Source organism: Pseudomonas sp. PS02303, assembly GCF_029959925.1.
Classification (GTDB): Bacteria; Pseudomonadota; Gammaproteobacteria; order Pseudomonadales; family Pseudomonadaceae; genus Aquipseudomonas; species Aquipseudomonas mandelii.
Window position 1 is genome coordinate 1 of sequence record NZ_JASCOM010000037.1, and the last position, 19780, is coordinate 19780.

Genomic DNA, 19780 nt, shown 5'->3' on the forward strand with positions numbered 1-19780 from the left:
GGCTCGCTCCCACATTTGAATGCATTCCCCCTGTGGGAGCGAGCCTGCTCGCGATGGGGCCAGCAAGACCGACTAATTTCTCTCAGCCAGAAATTTCAACAACACCTCCGTCACAAACGTCGGATTCTCCAGATTGGAGATATGCCCCGCCTCCGGCACCAGCACATACGGGCAGCCAATCAACCCGGCCATTTCCTTCGTTTCCGACGGCGGCCGCGGTTTGTCCTGATCGCCACACATCACCAGCGTGGTGGCAGGGTTCAGCTCGCCCAGACGCGGCAACAGATCATCCCGCCCAAACGTAATCCGCCCCATCGGCACAATGCTTTCACGCAGACGTTCGGACGGCAACGCCGCCAGTTTCGCGCGAAAATCCTGATACAGGGCCGACTGTGGATCGATGCCCGGACGGAAGAAAATCGGCACCACGATGTCGAGCAGCTGCGGCGCGATCACACCGGTGTCTTCGATCTGTTTGAACAGCGAGAAATAGTATTGGCGAGTCGGTTCCGGCTCGACGCCGACGTAAGTGTCCATCAGCACCAGGCCATTGATCCGCTGTGGCGCTGACAGCGCCAGTCGCACGCCCCACATGCCACCGACCGACAGACCGACCAGCGTGACACGATCAACGTCCAGATGATCGAGCAGCGCCAAGGCCTGGCGGGCGATGTCATCCAGCGACTTCGTACCTTCGGGAAGTGACCCGGATTCACCGTGGCCCCACAGGTCCAGGGCAATGACCCGATAGTGTTGCGACAACGCAGCAATCTGCGGTGCCCACATGGCTTGGTCCCACAGGTAGCTGCCGGCCAGCAATACGGCCGGGCCGGTGCCTTGATCGATGTAGTGAAGGGGCTGTCCGTCAATCGTTACAAAGGGCATTAGCTGTCTCCTTTTTGAAGGGAATTCAACAAAAAAAGCAGAGGCAGCCTGAGCCGGTCCGAAGCGGCAGTCAACGCGCAAATTCGCGCAAATTCAATGACGCCATCGCGAGCAGGCTCGCTCCCACAGGTCTGGTGTCGATCATAAAAATTGCGAACGACACAAATCCTGTAGGAGCGAGGCTTGCCCGCGAAAGGCCCCGCACAGACGCTAAAGAATCAAAACCCCTCCAACTCCGCCATCAAGTCATTGAGGCGATCCACCTTCTCCTCGGTGATGTCACTCGCCGCCAACCCGTTGATGTACTCGGCCAACTCCGCCACCGTGCTGCACTCGAACATCGCCCGCAACGGCACATCCCGTTGCAAGGCTTTCTGCACCCGCGAAGCAATCTGCGTCGCCAGCAACGAATGCCCGCCCAGTTCGAAGAAGTTGTCCTGCGCGCCGACCTTCTCGACCTTCAGCACCTCGGCCCAGATATTCGCCAGGGTCTGCTCCAGCTCGGTGCGCGGCGCCTGGTAATCCTGGCTCTGCAACTGGCCGATCTCCAGCGCCGGCAGCGCCTTGCGGTCGAGTTTGCCGTTGGCATTGAGCGGCATCCGCTCCAGCCACAACCAGTGCAGCGGCACCATGTATTCCGGGAGTTCGGTACGCAGGCGTTGCTTGATGCGTTCGAGTCGCTCCGTTGGCTTGATCAAAGCATCCGCCGCGACCAAATAGCCGACCAGATGCTTGCCGTTCACGCCTTCCTGCACACCGACCGCCGCTTCGCGCACTTCCGGTTGCTCATGCAAACGTGCTTCGATTTCACCCAGTTCGATGCGGTAACCGCGAATCTTCACTTGATGGTCGATACGCCCAACGTATTCCAGCACGCCGTCACTGCGACGTCGGGCCAAGTCGCCGGTGCGATACAGACGATCCCCCGGCGCGCCAAACGGGTTCGGTACAAATACCAGGGCGGTGCGCAACGGGTCGCTGACGTAACCACGCCCGACCCCCGTGCCGGCGACGCACAACTCGCCCACCGCACCCAACGGCACCAGGTCCAGCGCGCCATCGAGCAGGTACAAACGGTTGTTGTCGGTCGGCGTACCGATGGGCAGGTAACTGCCTCGGGTCGAGGCCATGTCAACGCGGAAGAACGCCACGTCGTCCGAGCATTCCGCCGGGCCATAGGCATTCACTAGCCCGATCTCCGGGTAGCGCAGCAGCCATTGATGCGCCAGTTCCGGCGGCATCGCTTCACCGGTCGGCAGCATCCAGCGCAGGCCGTCGAGGCTCATGCGTTCCTGGGCGAGCATGCCCTGAATCAGCGACGGCACGCTTTCCAGCACTGTAATGCCCTGGGCCGACACATGCGCCAGCAACCCTTGCGGATCATGGGCGATGGTGTTCGGCACAATGTCCACCCGCGCCCCGAACAGCGGTGCGGCGAGGAATTGCCAGACCGAAATGTCGAAGCTTTGCGAAGCGGTCTGGGCGATCACATCAACCTCGCTGAGATTCAGGTACGGCACCTTGCTCAACTGGTTGTTGAGCATGCCGCGCTGTTCGACCATCACGCCTTTGGGCAAACCGGTGGAGCCGGAGGTGTAGATCACATAGGCGAGGTTGTCCGGGCCGCTGTAAACACCCGGATTCGCCACCGATACATCGCTCGCCTGCACCTCTTCCCAGACCAGTAATTTCGGCCGGTTGGCGCAACTGAACGTCTCCAGCAGCGCGACCGCCTGTTCACGACAGGTTTGCGTGCAGACCAGCAATGGCGTGCGGCTCAGGTCGATGATCCAGCTCAGACGCTGACTCGGCAGCCCCGGGTCCAGCGGCAGATAACCCGCGCCCGCCTTGAAGCTGCCGATGATCATGCCGAGCAGATCGAGGTTACGTTCAGCCAGCAATGCCACCGGTTGATCCAGCCCGACCCCGGCCGCGATCAACGCATGACCGAGGCGGTTGCTGCGCCGGTTCAGTTCGACATAACTGTGTTGATGATCCAGGCAACTGGCGGCAATCCGCTGCGGATGCCGAGCGACCTGCGCTTCGAACAACGCGACATAGCTTTGTTCCAGCGGGTAATCGTGCTCGCTCTGGTTGCAGCCGTGGATCAGGAAATCCTGTTCCTCGTCGCCCAGCAACGGCAGATCGGCCATGTCGCCATGGAAGCCTTCGACCAGCGCCAGCAACAATCGCTTGAACTCGCCGAGCATGCGCTCGACGGTCGATTCGTCGAAATAACGCTGGTCGTAAGACAGGTGCAGCCCCAGGTCATCCCCCGGATAGCAGACCGCCGTTAGCGGGAAGTTGGTGTGGGTACGGCCCGAGTCCGACGTGGCATTGAGGCTCTGTGCGCGGTCCAGCACCGAGACTTCCACCGGGGCGTTTTCGAACACGAACAGGCTGTCGAACAGCGGTTGGCCCTTGGGCAGTTCGCTGTTTTCCTGAATGCTCACCAGCGGCAGGTATTCGTACTCACGCAGTTGCATGTTGCTGTCGAGCAAACCACTCAACCACTGGCGCACACTGCAACGCTGATCGTCCTCGGGCATTTTCACCCGCAGCGCAATGCTGTTGATGAACAGCCCGACGGTGCGCTGCATCTGCGGCATGTCCACCGGACGTCCGGCCACCGTGACGCCGAACAGCACGTCACGATCACCGCTCAAACGCCGTAGCACCAAGGCCCACGCCGCTTGCGCAAAGGTGTTGATGGTCAGTTGATGCGCCTGCGCCAATTCGCGCAGTTGCGCACCGTCACGAGCATCAAGCCTTGTGTAGCGGTCACCGACGATCATGCCGCCGCTTTCACCGGCATGCTCACGCAGGAACGGCCGGTCGCTCGGGATCGGCGTGGTCCGTTCGAAACCTTGCAGATTGGTTTTCCACCACTGCCGCGCCTCGGCCAGGCTCTGGCGTTGCAGCCAGCCAATATAGTCGCGATAACGCGGGGGCACGGTCAGTTGCGCTTCCCGGCCTTCGCCGAGGGCGGGGTAGATTTCGAAGAAATCGTTCATCAGCAGTGAGCGGCACCAGGCATCAATCAGGATGTGGTGGTTGCTCATAATGAACCAGTAACGCGCCGCGCCGACCTTGATCAAGCGCAGGTGGAAAGGTGCCTGATTGAGCAGATCGAACCCGGCTTCACGCTCGCTTTTGAGCAGCGCTTGCAGTTTCGGCTCTTGCTCGGCTTCGGCAATTTGCGTCCAGTCGAGGATCTCGATCGGCGTGCTGCCGGGTTTGTGGATCACTTGCAGCATGTCTTCGCCAACGTTCCAGCAGAACGATGCGCGCAGTGCTTCGTGGCGGGCAATCACCGCTTGCCAGGCCTGGGCGAAACGTTGCGGGTCGAGTTCGCTGTTGATGCGGTAGCGATCCTGCATGTAGTAGAGGCCGGTGCCCGGTTCCAGCAAGGTGTGCAGCAGCATGCCTTCCTGCATCGGGGTCAGCGGGTAGACGTCTTCGATGACGGCGGCCGGGATTGGCAACGCGTCGATTTGCGGCTGGGTCAGTTTCGCCAACGGGAAGTCCGACGGCGTCAGGCCTCCCGCATCGTCGCGCAGGCAATGTTCGATCAGGCTTTGCAGTTCGCCAAGATAAGCGTTGGCCAGGTCGGTGATGGCTTGCGGATCGTGGCGTTCGGCGCTGAAGGTCCAGCGCAGCACCAGCTCACCGCCATACACCTGACTGTCGACGCTCAGTTCATTGGGCAGCGGCGCGCGAGGATCGTGGGCCGCGCCGACGGGCTCGTCCAGCGGACGGAACAAGGCGTCAGGGCCAAAGCTCTGGTCGAACTGGCCGAGGTAGTTGAAGGTGATCGGCGCCACCGGCAACGCGGCCAGGGTCTGACGACTCAGATCATCGGCCAGATAACGCAGCACGCCATAACCCAGGCCTTTGTGCGGCACGGCACGCAGTTGTTCCTTGATCGCCTTGATCGAGGCACCCTGCCCATTCGCCGGCATAAGGCGTAACGGATAAGCGCTGGTGAACCAGCCGACGGTGCGGGTCAGGTCGATCTCGTCGAACAGGGTTTCGCGGCCGTGGCCTTCAAGCTGAATCAGCGCCGACTCCTCTCCGCTCCAATTGCACAGCACCCGAGCCAACGCGGTCAGCAGCAGGTCGTTGACCTGCGTGCGATAGGCACTCGGCGCCTGTTGCAGCAACTGGAGAGTACGCTCGGCATCGAGGCGCACGCTGACGGTTTGCGCATGCCGGTTCTGCCGCCCGCCCTCAGGACGATTACAGGGCAATTCGGCATTCGGCCCGGTCAGTTGCGACTGCCACCAGCTCAGTTCTTCACGCAGGGATTCGCTGCCGGCATAGGCCTGCAAACGGGTGGACCAATCCTTGAAAGCGCTGGTTTTCGCCGACAGTTTGACCGACTGCCCGGCGTCCAGTTGACGGTAAACGGTTTGCAGATCGTCGAGCAGCACCCGCCACGAAACGCCGTCCACCACCAAGTGGTGAATGGCGATGAACAGCCGTTGTACGCCCTCGGGACCATCGACCAGCAACACGCGCATCAGCGGCCCCTGTTCGAGGTCGAGGCTGCGCTGGGCATCGGCGAACAGCGCGGCGCATTTGTCCATGGACGAAACTCGCACTTGCCACAGCACCGGCACGTTGGAAATCGCCTGATGCTCGGCGCGCCATTGCGTGTCGGTCTGGCTGAAACGCAACCGCAAGGCATCGTGCTGTTCGATTACCGCCAGCAGCGCTTGCTCCAGGCGATGGGGTTCCAGCGCGTCAGTCGGCTCCAGCAGCAATGCCTGGTTCCAGTGCTGACGCTCGGGAATGTCCGTGTCGAAGAACCAGTGCTGAATCGGCGTCAGACGCGACTCACCGCTGAGCAGGCCTTGCTCGGCGGTGACCTGCTCGGTGCGGGTGGCCACGGCGGCCAGGGTTTGCACGGTCTGGTGCTGGAACAGGTCACGCGGACTGAAATGAATGCCCTGCTGCCGCGCACGACTGACCACCTGGATTGACAGAATCGAATCGCCGCCCAGTTCGAAGAAGTTGTCGTTAAGGCCCACTTGCTCGATGTTCAGCACCTCGCACCAGATGCCGGTCAAGGTCAGCTCTAGCTCGTTGCTTGGCGCCACGTAGTGTTGACGGTTGAGTTCCGGGTCCGGCGCTGGCAAGGCGCGGCGGTCGAGTTTGCCATTGGTGGTCAGCGGCATGCTGGCCAGCAGGATCAGGTGCGTCGGCACCATGTAATCCGGCAGTTGCGATTTGAGGTGATGCTTCAGCGCTTCACGCAATGCCGCTTGTTGCGTTTCGTCCTGCTCGGCGACCTCGGTCACCAGATAGCCGACCAGCTGTTTGCCGCTCGGCGCGTCGAGGGCCAGGACCACGGCTTCGCGGATCGACTCATGCTCCAGCAGACGGGTTTCGATCTCGCCCAACTCGATGCGGAAACCGCGAATCTTCACTTGATGGTCGATGCGCCCCAGGTACTCCACCAGGCCATCGGCACGCTGGCGCACCAGGTCGCCGGTGCGGTACAGACGTCCGCCATCGGCGGCGAATGGATCCGCCACAAACCGTTCGGCGGTCATGCCTGGTCTCTGGTGATAACCCTGCGCCAGACCGGCGCCACCGACGAACAACTCACCGGTCGCGCCTTGCGGTACCAAGGCCAGGTCGGCATCGAGGATGTAGGCGACCCGCGCGCCGATCACGCTGCCGATCGGCACGCTGGCCAAGCCTTCTTCCAGCTGTTCGGGTGCGAGACTGGCCAATGGCATGACCACGGTTTCGGTCGGGCCGTAGGCGTTGAAAAACAGGCTTGGTTTGAACGCCGCACGGATTCGCGTCAGGTGTTCACCGGTCAGGGCTTCGCCGCCGGTGATGCACATGCGCACCGGGAGGATTTCGCCCTGGGTCGCCAGCCACTGCGCCAATTGGCTGCCGTAGCTTGGGGTGAAGCCGAGGATGTTGATGTGGTGGCGACGAATGAGCCCGCAGATGTCTTCCGCGTCCCATTGGCCTTGGGCGCGCAGGACAACGTGCGCACCACTCAACAACGGCACCAGCAAACGCTCGGTCGCAGCGTCGAAGTTGATCGAATAGAAATGCAGTTCGCAATCGTCCGGGCGCATGCCGAAGCGCTCAATGACCGCTTGGCAATGCATGGCGATTTCACCGTGGGACACCACCACACCTTTCGGTTTGCCGGTCGAACCCGAGGTGTAAATCAGGTACGCCTGATGTTGCGGCAGGCTGATAAAGGGCAGTTCGGTGGCCGGGTAATGGGCCAACGCGGCGGCGTCCTCTTCGAGGCACCAACGGCCGACGCTGGCCGGCAATTCGCCGAGCGCGTCGAACATCGCCGCATCGCTGAGCAGCAAACCGATGCCGCTGTCCTCGATCATGTAATGCAGGCGATCGAGCGGGTATTCCGGGTCCAGCGGCACATAAGCGCCGCCGGCCTTGAGGATCGCCAGCAGGCCGACGACCATTTCCAGCGAACGCTCAAGCGCCAGGCCGACGCGAACCTGCGGGCCGACACCGCGTTCGCGAAGCATCCAGGCCAGGCGATTGGCGCGGCTGTCGAGTTCGGCGTAGCTCAGGGTTTCACCTGCAAACGTCAACGCCGGTGCATCTTTGCGGGCGAGGGCTTGCTCGCTGAACAGGTGATGGATGCATTGATCGAGGCGATGCTCCCCCGGTTCGACGCCAAGGCTGTCCAACAGCTTTTGCTGTTCCGTGGCTTCGAGCAACGGCAACTCGCAGAGTCGCTGTTGCGGATCGCTCAGCAGCTCTTCCAGCAGATTGCGCCAGTGCCCGGCCATGCGTGCAATGCGCGGTTCATCGAACAAATCGGTGCTGTAAGTCAGGCAGCAACCCAGTCGATGATCGAGGTCGGTGACTTCCAGGTTGAGGTCGAACTTGGTCGCCCGGGCATCGTTGGCCAGGTACTCGACGGTCATGCCGGCCAGGGTGCGGCTTTGCTGGAATTCCCAGCGTTGCACGTTGCACATCACCTGGAACAGCGGGTTGTACGCGGCACTGCGCGGTGGCTGCAAGGCCTCAACCAAGTGATCGAATGGCAAGTCCTGATGGGACTGGCCTTCGATCACCGTGTGGCGCACCTGCTCGAACAATTCACCGACGGACATCTGCCCGTCGAGCTGGCAACGCAGCACTTGGGTGTTGAGGAACGCCCCGATCAGTCCTTCGCTTTCCGGGCGAATCCGGTTGGCCACCGGCGCGCCGATGCGCAGGTCGTTTTGGCCGCTGTAGCGATAAAGCAGCACGGCCAGTGCGGCTGTCATGGTCATGAACAGGGTCAGGCCGTTTTGCGCGTTGAAGGCGCGCACCCGTGCGGCGAGGTCATCGCTCAGGTCGAAACGGAACAGTTCGCCCTGATGGCTTTGCACCGGCGGACGTGGACGGTCGGCGGGCAATTCCAGCAGCGGATGTTCGCGGCCCAGTTGCGCGGTCCAGTAGTCGAGCTGGCGCTGGCGCTCACCGGATTCCAGCCACTGGCGCTGCCAGACGCTGTAATCCAGGTACTGCACTGGCAGCGGTGCCAACGGCGATTCGCGGTCATCGACGAACGCTTCGTAAAGCGCGCTCAGTTCCCGGGCAAAGATGTCCATCGCCCAGCCTTCGGTGACGATGTGGTGCAAAGTCAGCACCAGATAGTGTTCGTGCTCGGCGGTCTTGACCAGACAGGCGCGCAGCAGCGGACCGGTTTCCAGATCGAACGGTTTATGTGCCTCGTCGTCAGCCAGTTGCTGCACCCGTTGCTCACGACTGTCGGCCTCCAGTGCCGAGAAGTCCTTCCAGTCCATGCGCATGCCGGTTTGCGCATGCACCTGTTGGCGGGCCACGCCGTCGATGCTCGGGAATGTGGTGCGCAGGGTTTCGTGACGCATGATCAGCGCTTGCAACGCCGCTTCGAAACGCCCGACATCGAGTACACCGCGCAACCGTGCCATGCCGCCGACGTTATAGGCCGGGCTGTCCGGCTCCATTTGCCAGAGAAACCACATGCGTTGCTGGGAATAAGAGAGCGGCACCGGTTGGCGGCGGTCGACGTTCTCGATGGGCGGTTGCTGGTTGGTCTTGCCGCTGACCTGGATCAGTTGCACCTGTTCGGCAAACGCGCCCAGCTCACTGTTTTCGAACAGTGCCCGCAGCGGCAACTCAACGTCGCAGGCCTGACGGGTGCGGGAAATGATTTGCGTGGCCAGCAACGAATGACCGCCGAGGGCGAAGAAATCGTCACGCAGGCCGATCTGCGCAAGGCCGAGCACTTCGCGCCAGATGCCGGCGATTTGCTGCTCAAGCGCTGTGACCGGCTCGACGTGTTCGCGCACTTGCCATTGAGGTTCGGGCAAGGCACGACGGTCGAGTTTGCCGCTCGGGCTCAGGGGCATTTCGTCCAGGCGCATCAGCTGCGCCGGGACCATGTATTCCGGCAGCTCAGCCGCCAGTGCGGCTTTCAGGCGTGCGGTTTGAACATCAACCTGTTCAATGGAATCGGTGGCGGTGTAGTAACCGATCAATTGGCCACCGGCGGCGGTTTCGCGCACCAGCACCACGGCTTGGGCAACGCCTTCCTGGGCCAGCAAGCGCGCTTCGATTTCTTCGGGCTCGACACGGAAGCCGCGCAGTTTGACCTGCTGATCGAGGCGACCGAGGTATTCGATGACCCCATCCGCCGTCCAGCGCGCACGGTCGCCGGTGCGGTACAGACGCGCGCCCTGCTCGCCCAGTGGATCGACGACAAAACGTTCAGCGGTCAGCCCCGGACGGCCCAGATAACCACGGGCAAGGCCGATGCCGCTGATGCACAGCTCACCCGGCACCCCGGCCGGCACCGGGTTGAGGTCGCTGTCGAGCACGCGGCACACCACGTTGCCCAACGGACGGCCAATCGGCGAGCGCTCGCCATCGGCGCGGACGCAGTGCCAATGGGTGACGTTGATTGCGGTTTCGGTCGGGCCGTAGCGGTTGTGCAATTGCACGGCCGGCAGCTGTTCCAGCACGCGGTTGCGCAGCTCGGCGGGTAAGGCTTCGCCACCGGAGAAGACCCGGCGCAGGCTGGTGCATTCGGCGGTCAGCGGCTCGTCGATGAACAACGAAAGCAGTGGCGGCACGAAGTGCAGCGTGGTCACGCCGTATTGCTGAACCAACTGCGCGATGCGATGCGGATCGCGGTGCTCGCCGGGGCCGGCAATCAGCAAGCGGGCGCCGGTGATCAGCGGCCAGAAGCACTCCCACACCGACACGTCGAAACTGATCGGGGCTTTTTGCATCAGCACGTCGGTGTCGTTCAAACCGTAGGTGTTCTGCATCCATTGCAGGCGCTCGGCGAGCGCCGCGTGGGTGTTGCCGACGCCCTTGGGTTGACCGGTGGAACCGGAGGTGTAAATCACGTAGGCGAGGTTGTCGCCGTGAAGGTGCAGGCCCGGCGCCTGGCTTGGCCAGTTCTCCAGATGCAGCGCATCCATGGCGATGAAGCTGACGCCATCGGTGGCCGGCAGGCGTTCGAGCAATTGGGTCTGGGTCAGCAGCAACTCCACACCGCTGTCGCTGAGCATGTAGGCCAGGCGCTCGGCCGGGTAATCCGGGTCCAGCGGCACATAGGCACCACCAGCCTTGATGATCGCCAGCAGGCCGATCAGCAACTGCGGCGAACGCTCGGCGGCGATGGCCACGCAGACGTCCGGACCGACGCCTTTGTCGCGCAGGTAATGGGCCAGGCGGTTGGCCTGGATGTGCAATTCGGCGAAATCGAGGCTGCCGCCGTCCCAGATCAGCGCGGTGCGTTCCGGGGTCTGGCGCGCTTGCTCGTTGAGCCGTTCCGGCAACCATTGGCTGGCCGGTGTGCACGGCGCGGCGCTCCAGGACGATTGTTGGTCGTGTTCGTTTGCGCTCAGCAGTGGCAGGTCGCCGATGGCGGTGGACGGTAGCTCGCAAATGGCTCGCAGCAGGTGGCTGAAATGCTCGGCCAGGCGCTCGATGGTCGTCGCGTCGAACAGCTCGCTGGCGTAGTCGAAGGACAGGCTCAAGCGACCCTTCTGGTCTTCTTCGCTGTGCAGTTGCAGGTCGAACTTGGCTTCGCGGCTGTGCCACGGCAGTTCTTCGGCGAGCAATCCCGGCAGGCGGCGCAGCGCGCTCAAGTCACGTTGCTGGTGGTTGAACATCACCTGGAACAAGCCTTGTTCGCGCGCTTGCGGGAACGCTTCGAGCAGTTGTTCGAACGGCAGATCCTGATGCGCTTGCGCCCCCAGCGCGGCCTGGCGGGTTTGCGCCAGCAGCTCAACGAATGGCAGGCGCGAATCCACGTCGGCACGCAGCACCTGGGTGTTGATGAAGAAGCCGATCAGCCCTTGGGTTTCCAGGCGCGGGCGGTTGGCATTCGGCACGCCGATGCGGATGTCGCGCTGGCCGGTGTAGCGGTGCAACAGGCTCTGGAAGGCGGCGAGCAACAGCATGAACGGCGTCGACTCATGCGCCTGGGCGGTCTGGCGAATGGCATCGCTCAGGGGCGCGGCGAGTTTTATCGAGTGGCGGGCAGCACTGTGAACGTGCTGCGCCGAGCGCGGATGATCGGTGGCCAGGTTCAGCGTTGGATGCTCTTCGCCCAACTGCGTTTTCCAGTAGGCGAGTTGACGCTCGCCCTCCCCTTGCGCCAGCCATTGACGCTGCCAGCTGCCGTAATCGGCGTATTGGGTCGGCAATGCGGGAAGCGTGGCCTTTTGTCCCTGGGAAGCCGCGGCGTACAGGCGCGAGAACTCGTCGATCAGCACGTTCAGCGACCAGCCATCGGCAATGATGTGGTGCATCGTCACCAGCAGTTGATGGTCATCGTCGTCGAGGCGCACCAGCGTCACCCACAGCAGCGGGCCTTTCTCCAGATCGAACTGGGTGCGGGCTTCGTCCTCACGGATGTGCAGCGCGCGGGCTTCGCGCTCCTCGGCGGGCAGTTCGCTGATGTCGATCAATTGCAGGTTGAATTCGCCCGCCGCATCGACCTGCTGGAGCGCCACGCCGTCCCGTTCGAAGAAGCGTGTGCGCAAGGATTCATGACGTTCGATCAGCTGCTGGAAACTGGCGCGCAAGGCGTTTTCGTCCAGCTCGCCACGCAGGCGCAAAGCCCCGGGAATGTTGTAGGCGCTGCTGTGCGGATCGAGTTGCCAGGTAATCCAGAGGCGGTTTTGCGCCAGAGACTGTGGCATCGGTTCGTGACGCGACAACGGAGTAATCACGCCTTGGGCCAGGCCGCCGTCCTGTTGCAGCTGAGCGACATCGGCTGTGAAGGCGCCGAGGGTTGGCGCTTCGAACAGCAGGCGCAGGTTCAGCTCCAGTCCGAGTGTTTCACGCAGTCGAGCAACCACTTGAGTGGCGGCGATGGAATTGCCGCCGAGCAGGAAGAAGTGATCGTCGGCGTTGACCTGTTTGACCTGCAGTTGCTCGCTCCAGATCTGGCCGATCAAGGCTTGCAGTTCGGAACCCGACGCTGTGCCGGATTCGCCCTGAACGTCCGCTGAAGGGAACAGCGCGTAGCTGTCGAGACTGCCGTCCTTCAGACGATTGCGGCAGGCCGAACGTTGCAGTTTGCCGCTGGAGGTTTTGGGCAATGCGCCCGGATTGAGCAGCACCACCACGCTCGGCGCTTCCTGATACGCCTCGGCCACCGCTTGGCGGATGGCTTTGATCAACGCGTCGGGCGGGAGGATTTTCTGCACGCTACGGCTGATTTCCGCGGCGATGCCGATGCCTTCCTGGCCATCGACAGTGACCGCGAAGGCCGCGACACGACCTTTGCGCACCACTTCCACTTCGCGTTCGACGGTCTGTTCGATGTCTTGCGGATACAGGTTGTGACCACGAACGATCAGCATGTCTTTCAGGCGCCCGGTGATGAACAGTTCACCGTCACGCATGAAACCCAGGTCGCCGGTGCGCAGCCAGGTCCGGTCGTTGTGCTGGACGAAGGTCTTGGCGCTGGCCTCGGGGTTGCGCCAGTAGCCATGGGCGATGCTAGGCCCGGCAGCCCACACTTCGCCGACGGCGTTGTCGGTGAGTTCGTTGAGCGCGACCGGGTCGACAATCAACACCGCGTGATCCGGCTGGCTGATGCCGCAACTCATGATCGCGCTGCCCTCGCCAGGCTCTGCGCGGTTTTGGGCCAGGGCTTGATCGTCCACGCGCAGGTTGCCGATGCCCTGACCGCGCGGGGTTCCGGCGACAAACAAGGTGGCTTCGGCCAACCCGTAGGACGCCATGAAACTGTCAGTGGTGAAACCGCACACCGCGAACTTTTCGCCGAAACGATCGAGGGTGTCGAGACGAATCGGTTCGGAGCCGGAATACGCGACGCGCCAGCCGCTCAGGTCGAGGCGTTCCAGCGCCGACTCACTGACGCGCTCGCTGCAGAGGCGATAGGCGAAATCCGGGCCGCCGCTGATCGTGCCGCCGTATTCGCTGATCGCTTCCAGCCAGCGCAACGGCCGGCCGAGGAAATACGCCGGCGACATCAACACACACGGCACACCGCTGAAAACCGGCTGCAACAGACCGCCGATCAGGCCCATGTCGTGGTACAGCGGCAGCCAGCTGACGATCACGTCATCCGGGTTCAGATCGATACCGAAGCCATGACGGATCAGCAGTTCATTGGCCACCAGGTTGCCGTGGCTGACTTGCACGCCTTTGGACAACGCGGTGGAACCGGAGGTGTATTGCAAAAAGGCGATGTGGTCACCGGCCAGGTTCGGCGCGACCCAGCTGGCGGCCAAGGCACCGTCGAGGGTGTCGACGCACAGCAGCGGCGGCGCACCTTCAATCTGCTGCAAGGCGTCACGCAGGCCGGCGCTGGTCAGCAGCAGGCGCGGCTCGGCATCGTTGATGATCGACAGCAAACGTTCCTGGTGATGACGTTTAGCCGACTCCGGCGGATAAGCCGGCACCGCGATCACTCCGGCGTACAGGCAACCAAAAAACGCCGCGACGTAATCCGGGCCGCTCGGAAACAACAGCACGGCGCGATCGCCGAACTCAGCCTCGGCCTGCAACGCACCGGCAATGGTCCGCGCCCGCTGATCCAGCTCGCGATAACTGAGGACCACGGCCTGCTCCGGGGTTTCGGCGAGAAAACGCAAGGCCACCCGATCCGGCGTCAGGGCCGCTCGGCGCTGGAGGGCTTGGACCAGATTGCTTGGGAGTTCGAACGCGTCGGTCATGAGGTTTCCTGCCTGAATTCGGCTTGCAAATGGAATCGGTTTTCTTACGTCACGCCCACTAAAGGGCATGCAGGACGCGGTCTTCGCCGACTGCGCAAGGCATTGGGAGTGCGGTTTTGGCCGGGATTTACCCGGCACCTTTCACCAATGAGAACGGATGACGTCTTGAAATAATTAGTCGGCAGGGTCGATCGTCAACGGAACCAACTGCTGCACGCGAGTGCGACAGCGTGTCGCAGTTCTCACTCTGCACCGCTGAGGAGCATTAGTTCTCTTTCTCAATTGACAATCATTATCATTCAGCATAATTTGTCGCTCGATGTGTAGGACGGCCACCCCCCGCCGCCCCACCAACCTATTGGCAGCAAGGTGATTTCCATGACGGAACAAGTATCCACAAGCAGGTGCGATTCACCGCTACTTCAGGCCTTTGTCGACAACCGACTGATTCTGGTCAAGATTGCAGCGCGGATTACCGGTTGCCGGTCGCGTGCTGAAGACGTGGTCCAGGATGCGTTTTTCCGGCTGCAATCGGCGCCGCAAATCACGTCATCCTTCAAGGCTCAGCTCAGTTATCTGTTCCAGATCGTGCGCAACCTGGCGATCGACCACTATCGCAAGCAGGCGCTGGAGCAGAAATACTCCGGGCCGGAAGAGGAAGGTCTGAACGTGGTGATTCAGGGCGCTTCGCCGGAAACCTCGCACATCAATTTCTCGACCCTGGAAAACATCGCCGATGCGCTGACGGAGCTGCCCAGCCGTACCCGTTACGCCTTCGAGATGTACCGCCTGCACGGCGTGCCGCAAAAGGACATCGCCAAGGAACTCGGCGTCTCGCCGACACTGGTGAACTTCATGATTCGCGATGCGCTGGTGCACTGCCGCAAGGTGTCGGGCAATCGTGTGGATACCTTTGCCCGTCGCTAAAAGCTCAAAGTTTGCGGTGACCCCGATCGCGAGCAGGCTCACTCCTACATTGGATCTTTGGTGTTCACCGATTGTGTGTTCACTGGAGATTCAATGTGGGAGCGAGCCTGCTCGCGATGGGGCACTCAAGGTCAGTGCAGACCTTGAGCCATAAGCATCACGCCAACTTGCACCGAGCAAAAAACCGCTCCCGCCCCAGCATCATCAACGCCGCGCGCTTGTGCGGAAAGTCGAACTCTTTCTCACAGTGGTAACCCTGATCCTGCATGTACTTGATCATCTTCCCGTTGTCGGCGCGAGGCTCGGCGACGACTCGCTGGGTGCGCGGATCGTCGAGAAACAGGTAGTGCGTCAACGCCGATAACCAGCTCGCCACCTTGTGCGGGCCACGGTGATTTTCTTCACCCACCAGCATGTGGATACCACGGTCGTAATCGCCGGTGTCATAGAACGGCGCGATGCGATCTTCCTTGGCCCAGTAGGCTTCGAAATAGGCAAACGGCTGATCATCGAAACAACCGATCAGGGTCAGGGTGTGAGGATCGGCTTCGAGTTTGCTCAGGTACTCGCGGTGCTGCTCGAGGCTGCCCTCCTCCTGCCAGAAACTCGCGACCCGCGGGCTGTTCTGCCAGCGATTGAAACGCCCCAGGTCCAGATCGATATCCAGCGTGCGCAGGGAAATCCAGCCACCGAGCCGCGCATCGAAGCGCCGATAGACTTCACCGCGTGGTTTTAGCGGGCGCAGCGGATGACGCTTGCCGCCACTGATGACCATTTGCTGCGGATAAGTGTCGGCCTGCGCCTGGCTGAGCCACGGCTGGGGCAACTGCCAGAACAGCGTGCGTTCGCAACGGTATTGGCCGGCGGTGTCGGTGGGAATCAGCAAACCGCTCGCCAAGGCGTCGGCAGGCGATTGCTGCAGTTGAAACGTCAGGTGCTGGCACGCCGGATCACGGGCAAACAGCCAATAGCAGGTGGCCCAGAGCGCCTGACTTTCAGGCGTGTCGAAATGCTTTTCGACCTGCACCTGCACATCGGGCTCGCGGGTCAGGCGCAGCTCGATCAGCGGCTGCCCTTCCAGGCTGAGGTGCAGGCGACTTTGGGTTTCATCAGCTACAAGACGGCTTCCGTTGGGCAAGGCCAGGGCAGTCAGGTCATTCAGATTGGGCATGGGTCGGGCTCACGATAATCGTCGACAGTTCAACCCTGTGACGTGAGCCGGGGCAGGAAATTTAAGTGAAGTCGCGAATTGGCGCGACCTGCGGTGTCATTCAGGGCTTGGGCACCGCCACCACCGCAATCTTGTATGGATCGAAAATCTTCAGCATCTGCCCATTGTCCCGCAACCCTTGCAGCAACTTGCCGAACGCCTCGCCGCTGATGGGCGCGGACGGACGCAGGATCGCGTAGTGGTGATACACCTGATCGACGCGCTGCGACACCAGCAGCTGATCGGCCACGAGCTCGTTGCGCAGCAGGTAATCGCTCAGGTAGGAACGCGTCACCAAGGCAATGTCTGCCCTCCCGCGCAGCACCATCAGCAGGTTGCTGTCATGGGAATAGGTCAGCGTGGCGTCGTAGTTCTGCGCGAGGAATTTCGGGTCGGCATTGAAGTTGGCGAACTCGTAGTGATAGCCGCTGAACAGCGCCAGACGCTTGCCGGTGAGGTCGGCAAAATAACTTTGCTGGCGCTCGGGCTCACGTTGCGCGACGAAAATCTCGGCGTCTTCAAGCCCCATGTCGACGCTGACGTGGGGAATGTCCTTCCAGCCCCAGTCCGGGTTCTCGAAAATGGCCATGTCGACCCGACCTTGCTTGAAATCTCCGAATCGCCGAGGAATCGAAGTCGGCACCAGGACGAACTGATAGTCGCTCTGCGATTGATTCAAGGCTTCTACCAATTGCGGCAGCAGGCCAGTGTCGGCACCGGATTCCGGGCGCACGGTATAAGGCGGGAAATGTGCGGCACCGACACGCACCAGTTGTGCAGCCTGGGACGGCAATACCCAAACCGCCGCGAGCGACGCCAGCAAAAGCCGCGTGGCCGTCCTAATTGGCGAAGACATCAAAACAACCCACTCCCCAAAAAATACCCATCAATGCATTCAAGCTAGGCGGTTTCGGCCACTTAGCCAGTTTCCTGCTGGCTCATGACACCTTATTACTTCTCTTCGAGCACAAGAATCAATGCTTCATCGGCCAATTGATCGAGGCTCATGCTGCCGCCGGCACGAAACCAGGTGGTGGTCCAGGACAACGCCCCTGTCAGAAAACGACGCGTGATGAACACATCGCCGCGGATAAAACCGGCGTCCTTGGCTTCACCCAACACCTGCAGCCAAAGCGCTTCGTAAATATCGCGCAGCGCCAGCACCTGCGCCTGACCGTCTTCGGACAGCGAACGCCATTCGTACACCAACACCGCCATGGCCTCGCCGCTGCCGCCCATGATCGACTGCAATTCGCAGCGAATCAGCGCCAGCACCCGCTCGCGTACATTGCCGGCCTCGGCCAGGGCGGCGTGCATCAACGCCGTGTTGTAGCGGATGGTCTCTTCCATCACCGCGCGCAGGATCTCGTCCTTGCTTTTGAAGTGATGAAAAATGCTGCCCGACTGAATGCCCACGGCGCCAGCCAGATCGCGCACCGTGGTGCGTTCATACCCTTTGTTACGGAACAGGTGAGCCGCCACTTGCAGCAGTTTGCCGCGGGCGCTGTCAGGGTCGGTCAATTGGCCGCTGTCGACCAATTCGCGCATGACCCCCAGGGCTTTTTGCTCGTCCACCCATTCTCTCCTACAGTCGATCAATCAAATGCGCCGCCCGCCGCTAAAACAGCGGGGTTGCGCGGGCAATTTAAGCTGGCGACGACAACCAAGCAAGCGCTCGGGCAGAAGATATTTCAGTCGTTTACAAACCAAGCGCTTGCTTGGTAGTCTCGATGCACTTCTATCGGAGGTGGTTATGGAAAGGACTGCGCCAGAAACGATTCGCATCGGATGCGCCAGCGCGTTCTGGGGCGATACCTCAACCGCTGCTGCGCAACTGGTGCACGGTGGGCGTCTGGACTATCTGGTCTTCGACTATTTGGCAGAAATCACGATGTCGATCATGGCCGGCGCACGGATGAAAGATCCGCAGGCGGGCTATGCGGGCGACTTCATCGAAGTCCTCAGCCCACTGCTTGGGCAACTCGCCGAACAAAACATCCGGGTCATCAGCAATGCCGGCGGGGTCAATCCACAGGCCTGCGCCGCTGCCTTGCAAGCGGCATGTGACAAGGCCGGGGTGGCACTGAAAATCGCCGTGTTGCTGGGCGACGACCTGCAACCGCAGTTCAAACAGCTGAGCAGCCGTGGCCTGCATGAAATGTTCAGCGGCGCGCCCTTGCCGCCGATGTGCGTCTCGACCAACGCCTACCTCGGCGCACCGGGCATTGTCGAAGCCCTTCGATTGGGTGCCGACATCGTCATTACCGGACGCGTCGTCGACAGCGCGGTCGTCAGTGCCGCGCTGGTCCATGAATTCGGCTGGTCCTGGCATGACTACGACAAACTGGCCCAGGCCGCATTGGCCGGGCACATCATCGAATGTGGCGCCCAGTGCACCGGCGGCAATTTCACCGATTGGCGCGATGTGCCCGATTACGAACACATTGGCTTCCCCATCGTCGAAGTCAGCGCCGACAGCCAGTTCATCGTCAGCAAACCCGAGGGCTCAGGCGGCCTGGTCACGCCGTTGACCGTCGGCGAACAAATGCTCTATGAAATCGGCAACCCCCAGGCCTACCTGCTGCCTGACGTGGTCTGCGATTTCACCCAGGTCAAACTCGTGCAACAAGGTAAAAACGCAGTTCAGGTGCATGGCGCCAAAGGCTTGCCGCCTACCGATCAATACAAGGTCAGCGCGACCTACCCGGACGGTTTCCGCTGCACCGCCAGTTGCCTGATCGCCGGGATCGATGCCGTGGCCAAGGCCGAACGGGTCGGCCAGGCGATCATCAACAAGACCTCGGAGATCTTCAGCCAGCGCGGCTGGGCGCCCTACAGTGAAGTGAACATCGAACTCCTGGGCAGCGAGGCCACTTACGGTGCCCACAGCCAACGCCAGGACAGCCGCGAAGTGGTGATCAAACTCGCGGTGCGCCATCCGAACAAACAGGCATTGATCGTGTTCTCCCGGGAAATCGCCCAGGCCGCCACCGGCATGGCGCCGGGACTGACCGGGATTGTCGGTGGACGGCCGACGGTGTATCCGCTGATCCGGCTGTTCTCGTTCCTCATCGACAAAACCGCCTGCACGCTGGAAATTGATCTGCAGGGCCAACGCCACCCGTGCGCCCTGCCCGCCGTCGATGTGCTCGACCCGGATGACTTGCCCGTTCCGTTCGACCCGCCGCAACCCACAGGCCGCGCCGATGCCAGCGTGGCCCTGATCAAACTCGCCGTCGCGCGCTCCGGCGACAAGGGTAATCACAGCAACATCGGCGTCATGGCCCGGGAAGCCGAGTATCTGCCATGGATCGCCGAAGCCCTGACGCCTGAGGTGATGGTCGACTGGATGAGCCATGTCCTTGACCCGATCCACGGACGTGTCGAGCGTTGGTATTTGCCCGGCACCCACAGTTTCAATTTTCTCCTGGAGAACGCCCTCGGCGGCGGTGGCGTGGCCAGCCTGCGAATCGATCCGCAAGGCAAAGCCTTCGCCCAGCAGTTGCTGGACATCCAGATTCCGGTGCCCCAGGGCATCGCCGACCAGGTCAACTAG

The 19780-nt window shown here is 61.8% G+C and carries 7 protein-coding genes; 2 read left to right on the plus strand and 5 right to left on the minus strand.

Going from position 1 to position 19780, the window contains the following annotated elements; all coding sequences use genetic code 11:
• Positions 1–72: 72 nt before the first annotated feature.
• Entirely contained in the window at positions 73–885 is an 813-nt protein-coding gene (locus tag QMX98_RS11855; protein WP_282410791.1) for an alpha/beta fold hydrolase, read from the minus strand.
• A 218-nt stretch (positions 886–1103) separates the two neighbouring features.
• Entirely contained in the window at positions 1104–14087 is a 12984-nt protein-coding gene (locus tag QMX98_RS11860; protein WP_282410792.1) for a non-ribosomal peptide synthetase, read from the minus strand.
• 378 nt (positions 14088–14465) lie between these two features.
• Here QMX98_RS11860 and QMX98_RS11865 point away from each other — a divergent pair, with 378 nt between their 5' ends.
• Positions 14466–15014, plus strand: a complete 549-nt coding sequence (locus tag QMX98_RS11865) for an RNA polymerase factor sigma-70 (protein ID WP_010461205.1) — start codon at positions 14466–14468, stop codon at positions 15012–15014.
• 157 nt (positions 15015–15171) lie between these two features.
• Here QMX98_RS11865 and QMX98_RS11870 read toward each other — a convergent pair whose 3' ends face one another.
• The 3 genes from QMX98_RS11870 to QMX98_RS11880 form a co-directional block, all read right to left on the minus strand.
• A complete protein-coding gene (locus tag QMX98_RS11870; RefSeq protein WP_282410793.1) occupies positions 15172–16185 on the minus strand; it encodes a GNAT family N-acetyltransferase in 1014 nt (337 codons plus the stop codon).
• 100 nt (positions 16186–16285) lie between these two features.
• Complete coding sequence (locus tag QMX98_RS11875) at positions 16286–17080, minus strand: transporter substrate-binding domain-containing protein (protein ID WP_172792463.1); 795 nt, start codon at positions 17078–17080, stop codon at positions 16286–16288.
• A gap of 95 nt (positions 17081–17175) precedes the next feature.
• Positions 17176–17799, minus strand: coding sequence for a TetR/AcrR family transcriptional regulator (locus QMX98_RS11880; RefSeq protein WP_010461210.1), 624 nt, complete (start codon positions 17797–17799; stop codon positions 17176–17178).
• Positions 17800–17977: 178 nt separating this feature from the next.
• Here QMX98_RS11880 and QMX98_RS11885 point away from each other — a divergent pair, with 178 nt between their 5' ends.
• On the plus strand, positions 17978–19780 hold the full coding sequence (locus QMX98_RS11885; RefSeq protein WP_282410794.1) for an acyclic terpene utilization AtuA family protein: 1803 nt from the start codon (positions 17978–17980) through the stop codon (positions 19778–19780).

Bases quoted from the DNA above. Each gene is read 5' to 3' on its own strand.
- QMX98_RS11855 (WP_282410791.1), bottom strand. From the start codon at position 885: ATGCCCTTTGTAACGATTGACGGACAGCCCCTTCACTACATCGATCAA.
- QMX98_RS11860 (WP_282410792.1), bottom strand. From the start codon at position 14,087: ATGACCGACGCGTTCGAACTCCCAAGCAATCTGGTCCAAGCCCTCCAG.
- QMX98_RS11865 (WP_010461205.1), top strand. From the start codon at position 14,466: ATGACGGAACAAGTATCCACAAGCAGGTGCGATTCACCGCTACTTCAG.
- QMX98_RS11870 (WP_282410793.1), bottom strand. From the start codon at position 16,185: ATGCCCAATCTGAATGACCTGACTGCCCTGGCCTTGCCCAACGGAAGC.
- QMX98_RS11875 (WP_172792463.1), bottom strand. From the start codon at position 17,080: ATGTCTTCGCCAATTAGGACGGCCACGCGGCTTTTGCTGGCGTCGCTC.
- QMX98_RS11885 (WP_282410794.1), top strand. From the start codon at position 17,978: ATGGAAAGGACTGCGCCAGAAACGATTCGCATCGGATGCGCCAGCGCG.